14 protein-coding genes are annotated in these 15288 nt (G+C 72.6%); 10 read left to right on the top strand and 4 right to left on the bottom strand.

What is annotated here, in order from left to right; translation table 11 throughout:
- The first annotated feature begins 2 nt into the window (after positions 1-2).
- The 3 genes from prmC to WME97_RS43350 all read left to right on the top strand — a co-directional run bounded on the left by prmC (position 3) and on the right by WME97_RS43350 (position 1997).
- Complete coding sequence (gene prmC, locus WME97_RS43360) at positions 3-881, top strand: peptide chain release factor N(5)-glutamine methyltransferase (protein WP_437546710.1); 879 nt, start codon at positions 3-5, stop codon at positions 879-881.
- A 238-nt stretch (positions 882-1119) separates the two neighbouring features.
- Positions 1120-1500: a phage holin family protein gene (locus tag WME97_RS43355; RefSeq protein WP_437546708.1), complete on the top strand. Its 381-nt coding sequence runs from the start codon at positions 1120-1122 to the stop codon at positions 1498-1500.
- Complete coding sequence (locus WME97_RS43350; RefSeq protein ID WP_437546706.1) at positions 1497-1997, top strand: hypothetical protein; 501 nt, start codon at positions 1497-1499, stop codon at positions 1995-1997. Before WME97_RS43355 ends, WME97_RS43350 begins: the two co-directional genes overlap by 4 nt.
- On the opposite strand, the gene WME97_RS43345 is transcribed toward WME97_RS43350, so the two are convergent.
- On the bottom strand, positions 1982-2704 hold the full coding sequence (locus tag WME97_RS43345) for a hypothetical protein (RefSeq protein WP_437546704.1): 723 nt from the start codon (positions 2702-2704) through the stop codon (positions 1982-1984). The genes WME97_RS43350 and WME97_RS43345 overlap by 16 nt on opposite strands.
- Before the next feature lie 169 nt (positions 2705-2873).
- On the opposite strand from WME97_RS43345, the gene WME97_RS43340 reads away from it, so the two are divergent.
- The 3 genes from WME97_RS43340 to WME97_RS43330 all read left to right on the top strand — a co-directional run bounded on the left by WME97_RS43340 (position 2874) and on the right by WME97_RS43330 (position 6624).
- Positions 2874-4175, top strand: coding sequence for a sensor histidine kinase (locus WME97_RS43340; protein ID WP_437546702.1), 1302 nt, complete (start codon positions 2874-2876; stop codon positions 4173-4175).
- Positions 4172-4720 carry a response regulator transcription factor gene (locus WME97_RS43335; RefSeq protein ID WP_437546700.1) on the top strand — a complete coding sequence of 183 codons (549 nt, stop codon included), beginning with the start codon at positions 4172-4174 and terminating at the stop codon, positions 4718-4720. The genes WME97_RS43340 and WME97_RS43335 overlap by 4 nt, the downstream gene beginning before the upstream one ends.
- A 74-nt stretch (positions 4721-4794) precedes the next feature.
- Complete coding sequence (locus WME97_RS43330) at positions 4795-6624, top strand: glycoside hydrolase family 15 protein (protein ID WP_437546699.1); 1830 nt, start codon at positions 4795-4797, stop codon at positions 6622-6624.
- 231 nt (positions 6625-6855) lie between these two features.
- Here the strand turns inward: WME97_RS43330 and WME97_RS43325 are convergent, their stop codons facing one another.
- Positions 6856-7605, bottom strand: coding sequence for a hypothetical protein (locus WME97_RS43325; protein ID WP_437546697.1), 750 nt, complete (start codon positions 7603-7605; stop codon positions 6856-6858).
- A gap of 1027 nt (positions 7606-8632) precedes the next feature.
- On the opposite strand from WME97_RS43325, the gene WME97_RS43320 reads away from it, so the two are divergent.
- A complete protein-coding gene (locus WME97_RS43320; RefSeq protein WP_437546695.1) occupies positions 8633-9256 on the top strand; it encodes a hypothetical protein in 624 nt (207 codons plus the stop codon).
- Here WME97_RS43320 and WME97_RS43315 read toward each other — a convergent pair.
- Positions 9238-11328 (bottom strand): carotenoid oxygenase family protein, encoded by a 2091-nt coding sequence (locus WME97_RS43315; protein ID WP_437546694.1) that lies wholly within the window; start codon positions 11326-11328, stop codon positions 9238-9240. The genes WME97_RS43320 and WME97_RS43315 overlap by 19 nt on opposite strands.
- Before the next feature lie 259 nt (positions 11329-11587).
- Here WME97_RS43315 and WME97_RS43310 point away from each other — a divergent pair, with 259 nt between their 5' ends.
- From WME97_RS43310 to WME97_RS43300, 3 genes are all read left to right on the top strand, one after another.
- Positions 11588-12709 (top strand): site-2 protease family protein, encoded by a 1122-nt coding sequence (locus WME97_RS43310; protein WP_437546692.1) that lies wholly within the window; start codon positions 11588-11590, stop codon positions 12707-12709.
- An 85-nt stretch (positions 12710-12794) separates the two neighbouring features.
- Positions 12795-13211 carry a hypothetical protein gene (locus tag WME97_RS43305; RefSeq protein WP_437546690.1) on the top strand — a complete coding sequence of 139 codons (417 nt, stop codon included), beginning with the start codon at positions 12795-12797 and terminating at the stop codon, positions 13209-13211.
- 33 nt (positions 13212-13244) lie between these two features.
- Positions 13245-13685, top strand: coding sequence for a hypothetical protein (locus WME97_RS43300; RefSeq protein WP_437546688.1), 441 nt, complete (start codon positions 13245-13247; stop codon positions 13683-13685).
- Between the two features lie 152 nt (positions 13686-13837).
- On the opposite strand, the gene WME97_RS43295 is transcribed toward WME97_RS43300, so the two are convergent.
- Positions 13838-15265: a sensor histidine kinase gene (locus WME97_RS43295; protein WP_437546686.1), complete on the bottom strand. Its 1428-nt coding sequence runs from the start codon at positions 15263-15265 to the stop codon at positions 13838-13840.
- Positions 15266-15288: the final 23 nt, after the last annotated feature.

Raw genomic sequence — 15288 nt, 5'->3', positions numbered from 1 at the left:
CCATGTCCGAAGGCGAGCAGCAGAGCGAGGCCTGGACGATCCGGCGGGTGATCACCTGGGCCACGGGCGACCTGAAGAAGCGCGGCGCGTCCTCGGCGCGCCTCGACGCCGAGCTCCTGCTCGGCAAGGTGCTGGGCATCGATCGCGTCGGGCTGCTCATCGACGCCGAGCGGCCACTCGACCGGGCCGAGCTCGCCGCCTACCGCGATCTGCACCAGCGCCGCCGCGCCGGCGAGCCGGTCGCCTATCTCCTCGGTGTGCGGGAGTTCTACGGCCGCCCGTTCCGCGTCGATCCGCGCGTGCTCATCCCCCGCCCCGACACCGAGATCCTCGTCGAGGTCGGCCTCGCCCGGACGAGGCACCTCGCCCTCTCCGCGCGCGTGCTCGACCTGTGCACCGGGTCGGGCTGCGTCGCTATCAGCCTCGCGTGCGAGCGGCCGACCAGCCGCGTCCTCGGCGTCGACATCTCGGACGGCGCGCTCGCCGTCGCCCGCGAGAACGCGCTCCGCCTCGGCGCGGTCAACGCGGGGTTCCTGCGCTCGGATCTCTTCGCCGGCGTGCCGTCCGGCCTTCGCTTCGACCTGATCACCGCGAACCCACCGTACATTCCGGACGAGGACGTCGCCGCGCTGCAGATCGACATCCGCGGCTACGAGCCCCACCTCGCGCTCGCGGGGGGCCCGGACGGCCTCGTCTTCACGCGCCGGATCGTCGCGGGCGCGCCGGCCTTGCTCGCCGCCGGCGGGGTGCTGGCCATGGAGGTCGAGGCCGGCAAGGCGGGCGCGGTGGCAGAGCTCTTCGCCGCGGCGGGGTTCGGCGGCGTCTCGAGGCACCTCGACTACGGCGGGCACGAGCGCGTGGTCTCCGGCGTCCTGCCCTGATCGCCCGCCGCCCAGAGAGGGCGAGAGCGGGCGCGGCGGCCGCATGGCGCGGCCTCCGCGAGGGCCGCGCAGCGCGCACGCCTCCGCGAGGATGGGGCTGGCGCGCTGTATGCACAGCGACGCACGGCGAGGGTGGCGTGGCGCAGTCGGTGGCGGGGGGCTCGGCGGTGGCCCGCGCGCCGCCGGCTGCCTGCGCCGCCCCCGAGCGCGTTCACGCCGCGAGGCGAAGAGGTGTCCCATGAGGCAGGTGGATCCCAGGCCGGAGAGCTCGACGGCAGATCTCGTGAAGGAGGCGATCGCCGAGGCCAGGGAGCTGATGCAGGTGGAGGTCGCGCTGGCGCGCGACGAGATGAACGAGGAGATCTCGCGGGCGAAGGCGTCGTGCGTCGCTCTCGGCGCCGCGGCGGCCGCGGCGCTCCTCGGGGTCGCGCTGGTGCTCGTCGCGATCGCGCTGGCGATCGCGCCGGCGCCGCTGCCGGCGCTGCTGATCGGGCTCGCGTTCATCGCGCTGGCGATCGTGGTGGGCGCGGTCGGCTACAAGCGCGCGCCGAGGAGGCCGCTCGAGAGGACCCGGGGCCGCCTCGGTGCGGACGTCCGGCTGGTCCGGGAGCTCGTATGAAGGGGCTGAACGGTCAACGCGCGGACTTCGAGCGCAGGGCGGACGAGCTGCGCGACCGGCTGATGCACACGATCGAGGCGCTCGATCGGCGGCGCCACGCGCTCGTCGACGTGCGGTCGCGGGTGCGCCGGCACGGCCCCGAGGTGCTCGCCGGCGGGCTCCTGCTCGCGATCGCGGGCGGCGCGGCGGCGATCGCGCTGATCAAGGGGGCGCGCGCGCGCAGCGAGCGGCTGGGCGGCGAGCGCCTCCGCGCGCTCGTGCGCTTCTGGCGGCACCCGGAGCAGGTGGCGCCGCGCGGCAAGCCGAGCGTGTCCCGCGAGATCGGCCGGAGGATCCTGGTGGGCATGGCGTCGTACGTGGCGATGCAGCTCATCCGGCGCGGCGTCCGGCTCACGCTGGCGCTCCCGGAGGGGGACGCGCAGGCGCGGCGGAGCCCGCTCGAGCTCAGCGCCGCGACGTCGAGGACCAGGCCGCCGTCCGGTCAGGGCCCGGTGTAGAGGGCGGTGCGCCACCCCAGGTAGAACCCGGGCTGGCGGACGGACGTGCTCCATGTGTAGTCGGCGTAGAGCCACGGGCCCATCGCCACCTTCCAGAGCCGGATCCCCTCGTAGAACACGCCGCCTCCGATGCGGGCCGGCAGGGCGCCGTCGATGACCTCGGCGCCGTCGGCGTCGGCGGTCGTGTACGCGACGCCCGTGCCGGCGTCGAAGGTGAGGCCGACGTCCCTCCACCGATCCGCGAGCGAGAAGAGCGGAAAGACCTCGGTGTGGAGCATGAACCCGCCGGCGAGGGAGGCGTGGTCGGCTGCGCTCAGGCCGTGTCCGCCGAAGGCCGCGCCGAACGTGAGCCAGTCCGCGAGCGCGCCGCCGATCCAGACGTAGCCTCCCCCGCCGATCCCGACGCCGGTCTCGGTGTAATGGCGCTGGAATCCGATCTTCTGGACGTCGTTCTGGAAGCCGGCGGCGCTCCCGAGCGCCAGGCCTCCGGCGATGCCCGCGGTGAGCCCGCTGCGCCGCACGGCTGATCTGGGCGCGAACAGCGGGTCGGCGGCGGGCGTCTCTCCGGACGCCGCCGGCTGCGCCGCGGCGGCCGCGGGGAGCAGGCTGAGGCCAAGGAGCGCCGGCAGCGCGAACGTGCGCGCGCGTCGGAGGTGGCGGAGGTGGCGGAGGTGGCGGAGGTGGCGGAGGTGGGGACACGTCGCCATGGGCTCCCTTTCCTATACGATGACGCGGGGCTCGGCATCGCAATCCGCCGCTCGGCGCGGACCGGCGCGGGCCGGACGGCGCGCCGTCGCACGGGAGGATCGCCCGTGTTCGTGCCGTGTCCTCGCCGCGGTGAGCGCGGCCCCTCGGCGTTCGCGCTAGGATCCCGCCGTGACGCACGAAGCTTCCCTGGAGCGGGCGCCGGCGGGCGGGATCGTCCTCCGGTGGCTCGTCGGGCTGCGCTGGGCGGTGTTCGCGCTGCTCGCGGCGACCCTGGCCGTCGACGAGGCGCTGTTCGGCTATCACGTCCGGTACGCCATCGCCGTGCCCATCCTGGCGCTGGCCGCCGGGCTCAACCTCGCCCTCGACCGGCGGGTGCGGTCGGAGCGGGGCGCGCAGACGGCGCTCGTCGCCGGCGTCGTGGCGCTCGATCTCGTCGCGATCGCCGGGGTCCTCGCCGCGTCGGGCGGCGCGGGCAACCCGTTCAGCGCCCTCTTCTTCGTGCACGTCGCCCTCGCCGCGGCGCTCCTGCCGCCGCGGACGACCTTTGCGCTCGCGGCGCTCGCGGCCTGCCTCTTCGCCGCGCTCTTCGCGCTCCCCGCCGGCGCGTGTTGCCCGAGCCACCCGGAGCACGGCGCGTTCTCCACCCACCTCTACGGGATGCTCCTCGCCTTCGTGCTGAGCGCGGCGCTCGTCGCCCACGTCCTCCTGAAGGTCCGCCGCGCGCTCGACGAGAGCGCGGCCGAGAACGCGGCGCTGCGCCGGCGCGCGGAGGAGGCGTCCCGCTTCCAGGCGCTCGGCGCGCTCGCGGCCGGCACCGCCCACGAGCTCGGCACCCCGCTCGGCACGATCGCGGTGCTCGCCGGGGAGAGCCTCGGCGACCCCGGATCGAGCGACGCCGCGCGGCGCCGCGCCCGGACGATCGCGGAGCAGGTCGAGCGCTGCCGCGTGGTGATCGCGCGCATGCGGGCGGACGTCCGGGCGAACGACCTGCGCGCCGGGGTCGAGGTCGGCGAGGCGGCCCGGCGCGGCGTGCAGGCGTGGCAGGCGGCGCACCCCGGCGTCGCGGTCGAGGTGCGCGGCGATCTCGCGCCGCGCCGCACGGTGCCGCTCGACGCGGCCGACGTCGAGGCGGCCCTGTTCGCGCTGCTCGACAACGCGCTCGAGGCGCTCGGGCCGAGCCCCGCGGCCGCGGAGCCGATCGTGGTCACCATCGGGGACGAGGGCGGCGCGCCGGTGATCAGCGTCGAGGACAGCGGCGCGGGCGTCGCGCCCGGCCTGGAAGGGCGGCTCGGCGAGCCGTTCGTGACCACCAAGGCGCCCGGCGAGGGCATGGGCCTCGGGCTCTACCTTGTGCGGACGCTCATCGAGCAGGTCGGCGGCTGCCTCACCGTGTCGCCGAGGCAGGGGCCTGACGAGCGCGGCGCGCGCGGCACGCGCGTCGCCCTGCGCCTCGCGCCGGTGGACTCATGAGCTCCGAGGCCGCCGGCGAGCCGACGCTGCTCATCGTCGACGACGACGCGACCTTCCGGACCGCGCTCGGGCAGGCGCTCGGCAAGAGCGGGTTCGCTGTGTCCCTCGCCGCCAGCGCCGAGGAGGCCGCGGCGATGGCGCGAGGGCACGTGTTCGAGTACGCGCTCGTGGACGTCCGGATGCCAGGGCAGAGCGGGATCGACCTCGTGGGGACGCTGCGGAGCATGGATGACGGCATCCGTATCGTGGTGTTCACCGGATACGGCACCATCGCGAACGCGGTGGCGGCGATCCGGGCCGGGGCGGTCGATTACCTGACCAAGCCGGTGGACGCCGCCCAGTGCGCGCGGTCGCTGCTCGGCGTCGCCCCGGCCGCGCGCGGCGATGACGACGAGGACCTCCCGTCGCTCGATCGGGTGGAGTGGGAGTACCTCCAGCGCGTGCTCGCGGACTGCGAGGGGAACATCTCGGAGGCGGCGCGCAAGCTCAGGATGCACCGCCGCTCGCTCCAGCGGAAGCTCTCGCGCCTGCCGCCGAGATCGTGAGGGGCGTGAGGGGGTAGCGGGGAGGATCCACGAGAGGCGGTTCCGCTCGGTCGAGCGGGCCCTATGGAGAGGCCATGCCCTACAAACCGATCGAGTCCTACGGCGTCATCGGCGACATGCACTCCGTCGCGCTGGTCGGGATCGATGGATCCATCGACTGGTGCTGCCTCCCCCATTTCGACTCCCCGAGCGTGTTCGCGGCCATCCTGGACGACGAGCGCGGCGGCCGCTTCGCGCTCTCCGCGGCGAACGGCGCGTCGCGGAACAAGCAGATGTACATGCCCGACACCAACGTCCTGCTCACGCGCTTCCTCGACGTGGACGGCGTCGGCGAGGTCTGCGATTTCATGCCGATCCACCGGGACACGTACGGCGCCTACCGCCGCGGGATGCACCAGATCGTCCGCGTCGCGCGGGCCGTCCGCGGCGCGGTGCGCTTCCGGCTCGCCTGCCGCCCCGCGATCGACTTCGCCCGCCGCCCCCACCGCCTGATCCTCGACGACCCGCGCGGCGCCGTCTTCGACTCCGATGGAGTCGACCTGGCGCTCATCAGCCCGGTGCCCCTGTCGAGCGACGGCGCCGGCGGCGTCACCGCGGACTTCGTGCTCCAGCCCGGCGAGTCGGCCACGTTCTCGCTGCGCCAGGTCGAGGACTGGACGGCCAGCGCCGATCTGCTCGCCACGCCGATCGACGGCGAGGACGCGCTCCGGCGCACGGTCGCCTTCTGGCGGTCGTGGCTCGCCCGCTCGCGCTACAAGGGGCGCTGGCGCGAGATGGTCGACCGCTCGGCGCTCGTCCTCAAGCTGCTCACGTTCGAGCCGACAGGCGCGATCGTCGCCGCGGCGACGACCAGCCTGCCCGAGGAGATCGGCGGGGTCCGCAACTGGGATTATCGCTACGTCTGGGTGCGCGACGCCGCGTTCACGCTCTACGGCTTCCTCCGGCTCGGTTACACCGAGGAGGCCGCGCGCTTCATGGAATGGCTGAGCGCCCGCGTCTCCGAGGAGGACGGCCCCACCGGGCCGCTGCAGCTCATGTACGGCATCGACGGACGCCACGAGCTACCCGAGGTCGCGCTCACCCACCTCGACGGCTACCGCGGGTCGCGGCCGGTCCGCGTCGGCAACGGGGCGACGACGCAGCTCCAGCTCGACATCTACGGCGAGCTCATCGACTCGGTATATCTCTTCGACAAATACGGATCTCCCATCTCTTATGATTTCTGGCGCGAGCTCCGGCGCATGGCAACCTGGGTATGTCAGAGCTGGGAGCACGCGGACGAGAGCATCTGGGAGGTGCGCGGCGGCAAGCAGCAGTTCGTCTACTCGAAGCTCCAGTGCTGGGTCGCGCTCGACCGGACGCTGCGGCTCAGCGACAAGCGCTCTCTGCCGCTCGATCGGCAGCGGGTCGCGCGCGCGCGCGACGACATCTACGAGGCGATCATGGCGCGCGGCTGGGACGCGCAGCGGAGGACGTTCGTGCAGGCCTTCGGCTCGAGCGCGCTCGACGCGAGCAACCTGCTCATGCCGCTCATGCGCTTCATCTCCCCGACCGATCCGCGGATCCTCGGCACGCTCGACCGCACGCTCGAGGAGCTCGCGAGCGACACGCTCGTCCACCGCTACGAGCTCGGCAAGGGCGCGGGCGACGGCCTGACCGGCAAGGAGGGCACGTTCAGCATCTGCACCTTCTGGCTCGTCGAGGCCCTCGCGCGCGCTGGCCGCCTCGACGACGCGCGCTTCATCTTCGAGAAGATGCTGACGTACGCCAACCACCTCGGGCTCTACTCCGAGCAGATCGGGCCGAGCGGAGAGCTGCTCGGCAACTTCCCCCAGGCGTTCACCCACCTCGGCCTGGTCAGCGCGGCGTTCTACCTGGATCGCGCGCTCGGTCACGGCGGCTGAAGGTCAGGGCGGCTGAAGGTCGGATCTGGGTCCTCGCGCGCCCCCGCCGGCGAGCGGCGGGGCGTGGCTCGTGCGCGAGCGGCGAAGGGGAGAGAGCAGCTGCCGGCAGCCCGGGATATCCAACCCCGGGCGGCCGGCGCTCGCGAGCCTCGTCAGAGGAGGGGGCTGGCGCGGCGCCGAGGGATCCTGCGACGTGGAGCCCCTGGCGCCGGCCAGCAGGGTGAGGTCAGATCACCAGCCGCAGCCGCCGAAGCCGCCGAAGCCGCCGAACGTCGGGATGATGGCCGTCGTGCAGCTCGTGAACGACGAGACGAGGGCGCCGCCGCCGAAGCCGCAGCCGAGGCCGCCGAAGCCACCCCAGCCGAAGCCGCCCCAGCCGCCGAAGCCGCCGCAGCCGCCGAAGAAGCGCTCGCCCTCACGCTGCCCGGTCTCCTGCCCGACCACGCCCACCTGCCCCACGCCGGCCTGGCCGATCTGCGCCGGTCCCGCCTGGCCGATCTGCGCCGGGCCCGCCTGGCCGATCTGCGCCGGGCCCTGGCCGAGCTGCGCCGGGCCCGCCTGGCCGATCTGAGCTTGCGAGAGGTCGGACGCCTGGCCGAGCTGCGCCGGGCCTTGCTGCGCGTATCCGCCCTTGGTCGGGTAGCCGCCCTTGGTCGGGAGGCCCTTGGTCGGAAACTCACCCTTGCTGGGAAGGAGCCCGCCCTTGCTGGGCAGCTCGCCCTTGCTGGGGAGCATCGGAACGCCCTTCGAGGGCAGACCCTTGCTGGGGGGCAGACCGAGCTTGCTGGGCCCCATCTGGCCGACCTGAGCCTGAGCCTGCGACTGGGACGCGTATCCGCCGCGCTCGTCCGCCTCGAGCGCGCTGTTCGCGGAGTCGACGCTCTCATCATCCATATCGAAGTCGTCGTCCGCGCCGACCGCGCACCCGGCACCGAGCGCCAGCATCATCGCGAAACCCATCGTCTTGTGCATCGAGATCATTGGTCCTCCCCGGTGTTCCTGATGAGCCTTGCGGCCCCCGAACACCTTGGTGCACCCAAGAGCAGGCTGTGTGCCTCGCTCTTCTGTGCAGAGGCTGCCGCTTCGCACAGCATGGATTCGCGGGATGGAGTCCGCGAATCAGGCGCTCCTCGCATCTGCGCTCCCCTGGGATTTCTCCGCGATTCAATCGCGGTGGATCCGGGCGAGCGCGGCGCTCGCTGGAGCGGCGTCGCGATGACGATAAATAGGATAGAAGGAGCCCCGCCGCGCGCCGCGGGGCCGCGCGGGAAGAAGGAAGACGCGAGCGCGGCGCCCCGCGGCGCGGATCGCGCGCTCCCGCGCCGTGGCCGCGGCGAGCGGAGGTGTCCTCAAAACAGGGTGAACCTCCCTCCGGATCCAGAAAAGAGCGGGCTCACGACGCGTCGACATCACGGGACGTGATCGGACGTGATCGAACCCAACCGGACGTGATCGGACGTGATCGGACACAGGCGGATGCGATCGGACACAAACGGACGTGATCGGGCGAATTCGATGGCGCCGTCCGGGCGAGAGATGCGCCCTGCGCCCTGCCTGCTCAGCGCCTCGCGTTCCGACACGTTTGTGCATCCCTCTGCCCGTGAGAGCGGAATTGTCGCTTCCGGTCGGAATCGTCCGCTGGAGCGCGACGCGACGCGGCGAGCGGGCGACGGGACCGCCCGCGTCGCAATAGGGCCCTCCCGCTGCGGCGCTTTCCTGCTCCGGCGGCGGACGGAGCCGAATCGGCTGTTATTCCCACTTGCGCAGGACGTTCTGTAAATGGTCCAGTGGAGGATGTCGGTGACGGGGAGGGAGCATCTGATTGTGTAGTTTGCCCCACGGCTCTCGACGACTCGGTGGTGGGTTGTCTCATGTCGTCCAGGACGCTGGCTCTCCAGCGTGCTCGGCGTTGGCCGAACGGCGGTGGTGGAGCGCCGGATCGAGCTGCCCTGGCCAAGGTTTGCAGGATCGGCGCGCGTCGGTCGCGGCGCCGTAACAGAGCAGAAACATGGTCCAGCGTCGCATCGCGGCCGTCGCCGCCTATCTGCCGGAGCGCGTCGTCACGAACCAGGAGCTCATCACCAGCTACGGTCTCCCTCACGCTGCGGACTGGCTGCACGAGGCGACGGGGGTCGCGGAGCGGCGCTTCGCCGGCGCGACGGAGACCACGCTTTCCATGGCCGCCTCGGTGCTGCGGGAGCTCATCGAGGTGGGGCGGCTCCGCGATCCCTTCGTCGATGTCCTCATCATGACGGGCGACGACGGCGGGGGAGGGGACGCGGGCGCGGCGGCCTTGGCCGCGTGCATGGCCGGCCTCGTGCCCGCGCTGACGATCGATCTCACGCCCGCTCAGGGCGGTTTTTCCGCGGCCGTCGAGCTGGCGAATCGGCACCTCGACAGGGGGTGTCGGCGCGTGCTCATCGTGGCGAGCGACGTGCGGTCGCGGCGCCTGCGCGAGGGGCAGCCGTGGGGTAACCACCAGATCACGGAGATCCTGGGAGACGGCGCCACGGGCGTGCTGCTCGAGCGGGTCGACGGCCCCGGGGCCGAGGTCCCCCCGCGCTGCGCCGAGCCGCCCTCGTCTCGCGGCTCCCAGCCTTTCCTCTCCGCGGCTCACGCGAACCGCGGATAGACCTCCTCCTCGAAGAGCGCCTTCACCTGCTCCCCGGGGGCCTCTGCCACGAACTCCTCGTAATCCTCCCGCACCGGCACCCTGTATCCACCCCTCCACGGAGCGACCGAGTTGAGCCACGCCGTGTGGAGGGTCAGCCCCGGCCGGAACGACGGGTGTCCCAGCTTGCAGAGCGGCCCTCGCGCCAGGTTCGTCGCGTCGAAGATCCAGACCTCCGCGCGGCACGGCGTCGCGACGATCGCCACGACGTAGCCGTCCGTGTCGGCCCCGCTGCCGCCGCGCCGCGGGACGAACTGAAGCGAGCTGAGCCAGGACCCCACGGCGCGCCGCGGGAACTCGTAGCGATCCTCGATCCGCATCGCGCGGTGGTTGAACCGGAACAGGCTGTCGGGGTGGCCGCCCTCCGCGCGCATCCGGCGGAGCGCCGGGAGGGGGAGCGACCTGTGCGGGTGCGCCGCATAGAGCCGGTCGATGAACTCGGTCGACAGCTCATCCCATATCCCGCCGCCGCGCCAGTAGACGTTCTCGAGGCGATCGGGCGGCATCCACGACGCGCCCGTCTCCCGGTACGCATAGAGGCCGACGCCGAGCGCCCGCGCGGGATCGGCGAACACCGCCTGGTCCACGACGCGCTCGGCCGCCGCGTCGAGGGTATACCGGCCGATCCGGTTCACGTCCGCCTGCCCGAGCGGGAACAGGCCGCGCAGGCGCGGCGGCGCCGGCGTCTTGTCGGCGGCGTGCCGATCGCAGGGCCGGAGCCACTCCCCATGATCCGTCGCGCAGTTGTGCGCCGCGTGCACGGTGATGCGGTCCCCCGCGTCCTCGTAGTCGACGAGGAAGTGGAGAGTCTCCAGCGGGACGACGACCCGCTTCACCACGACAGGCCCGCCGCCCGGCCGCAGCGCGTCCCGCCGGACCAGGTAGAACGTCGTGCTCGGCTCGTGGGGCATCGTAAGGAGCGACCGGACGAGGCGCTCGATCCCGGGGCTCTCCTTGGAGCCCCGGAACGCCACGCTCTCCAGGCCGATCCTGAACGCCGTGTCCGCGAGCACGACCCAGCGCCGCGTCAGGCCGATCTGGTGCACGCTCTGCTCGATGCGCACCGGCGCGCCGCTCGGCAGGACCAGCGGGTGCCGCTCGGGCTCGTTGTGGCCGTCCCATCGCAGGAGAAACGCGAAGTCGCCCGCCGGCTCGTCGAGCGCCACGCCGCCGAAGCGCGCCGCCTGCCGCGCGAGGAGGTCGCCCGGCCCGGGCGGCGCGCTCGGGCGGAGGCGCGCGGGCAGGAGCTCGAGCGCCCGCTTGGCGAACGCCTCGATCCGGTCCGCCCTCGGGCGGACGAGCTGCTGCTCGATCATCGACGCGGCCGCCGCGGCGAGCCGATCCCACGAGCGCGGGAGCGCGCCGAGCTCGTCGAGCCGCGGCAGCGACGCGACGAACAGGTGGAGGAGCGAGCGGCCGTAGTTGACGGTGAGGAGCTCGCCCCGCTCCGCGTCGAAGCAGGGGTGCGCGCTCGAGAGCGTCATCGGAAAGGGGTGATCGACGGGCGCGGCCGGGTACCACGTGCTGTTGCGCCCGACCGGCGTGACGAGCTCCAGCGTGGCCGGGTCGATCTCGTAGGGCCTGCCCGTGTCGCTCGTGACGAGCAGGCGCGCGGGCGCGCGCGGCGCGTGCATGGGCACGAACGCGGTGTTGAGGTGGTTCCGCAGGCCGAGGTGCGGCGAGAAGCGGAGCAGCCCTGCGTCACGGAAGCCCAGCGCCTCGAAGCGCGTGCCGGGGCGCGAGGCGGCGTCCGCGTGATAACAGGGCGTGCGCGCGATCTTCGAGGTCAGCCGGACCGCCGCGCCGCGGCCGAAGTCGAGCCGGTAGATCATCCCATTGCCATTGAGGATCGGCGCGCCGTCCGCTCTGGGTAGGTCGCCGTCCACCGAGCCGACGGGCCCGATCGCGAACACGTGGCCCGTGAGGTCCCTCGGCACGCCGCCCGAGTGGGATGACTCAAGGACCGCGAGCTCGACCTTCGTCAGCTCTTCCGTGCTCGCTGCCATCAATGCATCGGGGACGCGCTGGCGCATGACGACCTCGGTCACACCAAGCTACGCCAATCCGCGCGCCGCGTGGGCGCCGCGCTGCGCCGCGCGCCTCCGAACACGCTCCCCTCCCCGTGATTCCCGCCTGGGACGGACGCGCGCTGGCGCCCTCGCAGCGCCGCGCCCCTCTCTGCATTGCGTGGCGGCGCCGCGCGGCTGCCCTGGTCTTCCGCGCACTGGCGCTGTCTCGGCGGCTTGCGAAGGTGCTTGTCGGCCCCATCTGTACCTGTGGATCAGGAGGCACATGTTCGACCAGGGGCTGACAGTCCTGCGGATCCGCGGAATCCCGATACGGCTGCACATCACATTGCTGATTTTCCTGCCGTACGTGGCCTATGTGGCGTCGTCGCAGTTCTCGGTGATCGCGTCGTCGCTCGGGATTCCGCGCGAGGAGATGCGCCTGCCGCCGCTCGCCTGGGGGGCGATCCTGGCTGTCGGGCTGTTCGTGGCGGTGCTCGTGCACGAGCTGGCCCACTCGTTCGTCGCGCTCAAGAACGGGATCCGGGTGCGCGCGATCACGCTGATGATGCTGGGCGGCGTCTCGCAGATGGAGCGCGACGATCCCGAGCACGAGGCGTGGATGGCGTTCGCCGGCCCGCTCATGAGCTTCGGTATCGCGCTCGGCAGCTACGTCGCGTATCGGCTGCTCCCGGCGCCGGCGGAGATCGGCGCCGCGCTCGTGGCCTTCGCGATCACGAACGCTCTCCTCGGCGCGTTCAACCTGCTGCCGGCCTTCCCGATGGACGGCGGCCGGGTGCTGCGCGGGCTGCTCCTGCGCCGTCTCGGGCGGACCCGCGCGACGCGCATCGCCACGGCGACAGGCAAGGTGATGGCGGTGGCCTTCGGGCTCTTCGGCTTGCTCTCGTGGAACCTCATCCTGGTGCTCATCGCGATGTTCGTCTACATGGGGGCGTCGGCCGAGCAGGCGCGCTCCAGCACGAACGAGCTGCTCCGCGGCATCCCGGTCGCGCGGTTCATGACCGATCGGCTCGGCGAGGCGTATGCGGACGAGAGCCCTCGGGCGGTGGCCGAGCGGCTCCTGCGCCACAACCTGGTCGGCGCGCGGGTCATCGACGATCCCCGGGACGGCGAGGGGCGCCGCGAGATCGGCGTCGTCACGGTCTGGGATCTCGCGCGCCAGCTGCAGGGCGGCGCCGCGCCGGCGACGGTCGGCGCGGTGATGCCCGTGGATGTGCCGAGAGCGCACGCGGACGACGACGCGTCCCGCTCGTTCGACGCGCTGGCGAGCGGCGAGGCGAGCGTGATCGCGGTGCTCGACGAGGGCGAGCGCGTGATCGGCCTGGTGACGTCGGCGGAGATCCAGCGCGCGCTCGCGCTCGCCGGCGCGCTCCGCGCGGCCCGCTGAGCGCCGCGCCGGCGGAGATCCGGAGATCTCGAGTCGGGCCGCGCTGGCACTCGCGTTGCTGAGTTGCGCTCGGAGGAGCAATGACGTGAAGCAGAGCAACAACGTGACTCCGCCCGTGCGAGGGCGGTCCAGATCTCTCGGTGTGACGAGGGCCTCGCTCGCCGCGGCTGCGCTCGTGGTCGGCGCCTCGCTGCTCATGGGGTGTATGGGCACGGTCGGGACCGAGGGGGGGTTCGTCGTGTCCGGCGTTCCGGCGGTGCGCGCCGAGGTCGTCCCGGTGGAGATCGCCGCGTATCCGCGCGTCTATTTCCGCGGGACGTATGCGTACCTGGTCGACGGCCGCTGGTATTACCCGACGAACCGGGGCTGGGTCATCTTCGAGGAAGAGCCCATGGAGCTCGAGCGCTACAGGCAGACGTTCCGGACGTCGCCGCGGTACGTGCCGGAGCGCGAGCTGAGCTATCCGCGCGAGCGGGGGCGCCGTTACTACACACCTCGTTGACAGCGGGGCAGCAGCGAAAGGACGGGTACGAGGATGAATCAGGAGAAGAGCGTCTTTCCCCTCTGCGGCCTCGCGTTATCGAGCTTCCTGGCCCTGGGGTGCATCGTCGACGTGGAGCCCAGCCCCCAGCGCCGGCCGCGGCCCGTGCAGGCCGTCGGGAGCCTGACGCTGGAGTGGACCGTGGCCAACCGGATCGATTCGCGGGCGTGCTCCCAGCACAGCCGCGGAGGAGCGGATTTCGAGCTGATCGTCTACCGGGGCAGCCGCGAGGTGGCGAGAGACTACGCGCGCTGCGACGACTTCAGCATCACCGTGGATCTCCCGCCCGATGAGTACACGGCCACGGCGACGCTGGTGGAGCGTGGCAACGACCGCCCCGTCACCACGACGCTGACGGTGGACGACATCAACATCGTGCGCGGCGCCACGCTCAACCTCGACGTCGACTTCCCGCCGAGCTCATTCCTGCGGTAGCAGGCGAGATTTCAACGCAAAGGCGCAAAGCCGCAAAGGCGCAAAAAAGAACAGATTTTGTGCAGGTTTGCGCCTTTGCGACTTGGCGCCTTTGCGTTGAATCTCTCTCCGCTCGCGAGGCAGAGCCGTGGCAGGATTTCTGCCACGCGGCGCTAGCCCGATCGCGGGATCGTGAGCCGCACCCGCGTCTCGCCCCGCGGACCGTCCTCGATGGCGATACCGTAGTTCGTATGGGCGGCGATCGCGTGCGCCGCGATGAGCGGCAGCGCCGGCGGGCGGCCCTGCGCGACCGCCTCGAAGTCGCGGCTCAGCACGACGCTCCGCGCCGCGGCCGGGAGGGGCGGACCGGCGTCGTCGAAGGTGATCTCGACCCCGCTCGGGCCCTCGGAGAGGGAGACGAGCACCTCGCTGCCCGGCGGCGACGCGCTGATGGCGTGATCGAGCAGCGCGTGCAGCAGCACCGTCAGCGCGCCCTGCGGCACCACCTCCTGCGCGGTCTCCGGCGCCTCCACCACCACGCGCACGTCGTGGCGGGCCGCGCGCGCGAGATCGTCCTTCACGACGTCGCGCAGCACGTCGGCGACGTCGCAGTGGCGCGGGAACTCGTGGAGCGGACACGCGCCCAACCTGGCGAGATCACTGACAATTTCTGACGCCGCCGTCACGTGGCGCCCCACCGACGAGGCCGTCTCGCCCGCGTCGCCGCCGTGGGTCCGGAGCGGCGCGATGTCGCGGCCGATCGCCGACAGGATGCCGCGCAGCTGCGTGCCGAGCACGCGCACCGCGGCGACGAGCACCGCGAGGCTGTCGCCGCTCGGCGGCAGGTGCGACACCGGCTCGCTGCCGCCGAGCCGCGAGATGACGCCGGACAGCGACCCGCGCTCGCGCTCGCCCTCGACCCGCGAGAAGACGGCGGCGAGCTCGCGCGCGTACGCCTCGCCCTGGGCCTGCGCGGCGGCGAGCTCCTTCTTGAGGCTCTCGACCTCGAGGCGCTGGAGATCGACCTCGGCGGGCAGCGTCAGCGTCTGCATCAGGCCGTCGAGCTCGAGCCGGCCGCCGTAGCGCAGCGCCATGCGCGACAGCCACACGCGCTCGGTCTCGAAGTTCACGGGCGTCTCCGGGCCGAGGTTGACCCGGACGCTGACCTCGTCGCCGACGCGGTGGATGCTCACGTCGGGCGCCCCGGTCAGGCTCGAGGGGTCGCCGCCCTGCGCGATGAGCACCTGGAGCATCCGCCGGAGCTCGGTCTCGTCGCCGAACACGGTGGTCCCTTCGCCCATCTCGATCTGCACCCGCGCCTCGGGCGCGACCTCCCAGAGGAGCGCGGTCAGGTCGACGCGGCCGCGCCGCCCGCGCGGCAGGGGGCGGCCGTGGAGCGACGCGAGCATGCTCACCGCCTCGTCGAGCCGGTTGAGCGTGCTCTCGACGCCGCCCGAGCTGTCGTCGGGCGACGGCGTCGGCGGCGGCGCGCTCTCGGTCGCGATCATCCCCACGCCCTGGCGGAGCTTCTGGGCGGCGCTCCGCGCCTCCTGCGCCAGCAGCCACGTCAGCTCGGGTCGGGTCAATCTGTCGCTGGTCACCCTGTTTTTCCCTCTATCCGCGA

It is taken from the genome of Sorangium sp. So ce367, assembly GCF_051520455.1.
Classification (GTDB): domain Bacteria; phylum Myxococcota_A; class Polyangia; order Polyangiales; family Polyangiaceae; genus Sorangium; species Sorangium cellulosum_B.
The sequence above is the reverse complement of the archived record's forward strand: the minus strand, read 5'-3'. Positions and strand labels throughout refer to the sequence as shown.

Bases quoted from the DNA above. Each gene is read 5' to 3' on its own strand.
- WME97_RS43335 (WP_437546700.1), top strand. From the start codon at position 4,172: ATGAGCTCCGAGGCCGCCGGCGAGCCGACGCTGCTCATCGTCGACGAC.
- WME97_RS43350 (WP_437546706.1), top strand. From the start codon at position 1,497: ATGAAGGGGCTGAACGGTCAACGCGCGGACTTCGAGCGCAGGGCGGAC.
- WME97_RS43315 (WP_437546694.1), bottom strand. From the start codon at position 11,328: ATGCGCCAGCGCGTCCCCGATGCATTGATGGCAGCGAGCACGGAAGAG.
- WME97_RS43300 (WP_437546688.1), top strand. From the start codon at position 13,245: ATGAATCAGGAGAAGAGCGTCTTTCCCCTCTGCGGCCTCGCGTTATCG.
- WME97_RS43325 (WP_437546697.1), bottom strand. From the start codon at position 7,605: ATGATCTCGATGCACAAGACGATGGGTTTCGCGATGATGCTGGCGCTC.
- WME97_RS43310 (WP_437546692.1), top strand. From the start codon at position 11,588: ATGTTCGACCAGGGGCTGACAGTCCTGCGGATCCGCGGAATCCCGATA.
- WME97_RS43330 (WP_437546699.1), top strand. From the start codon at position 4,795: ATGCCCTACAAACCGATCGAGTCCTACGGCGTCATCGGCGACATGCAC.
- WME97_RS43355 (WP_437546708.1), top strand. From the start codon at position 1,120: ATGAGGCAGGTGGATCCCAGGCCGGAGAGCTCGACGGCAGATCTCGTG.
- WME97_RS43345 (WP_437546704.1), bottom strand. From the start codon at position 2,704: ATGGCGACGTGTCCCCACCTCCGCCACCTCCGCCACCTCCGCCACCTC.
- prmC (WP_437546710.1), top strand. From the start codon at position 3: ATGTCCGAAGGCGAGCAGCAGAGCGAGGCCTGGACGATCCGGCGGGTG.
- WME97_RS43320 (WP_437546695.1), top strand. From the start codon at position 8,633: ATGGTCCAGCGTCGCATCGCGGCCGTCGCCGCCTATCTGCCGGAGCGC.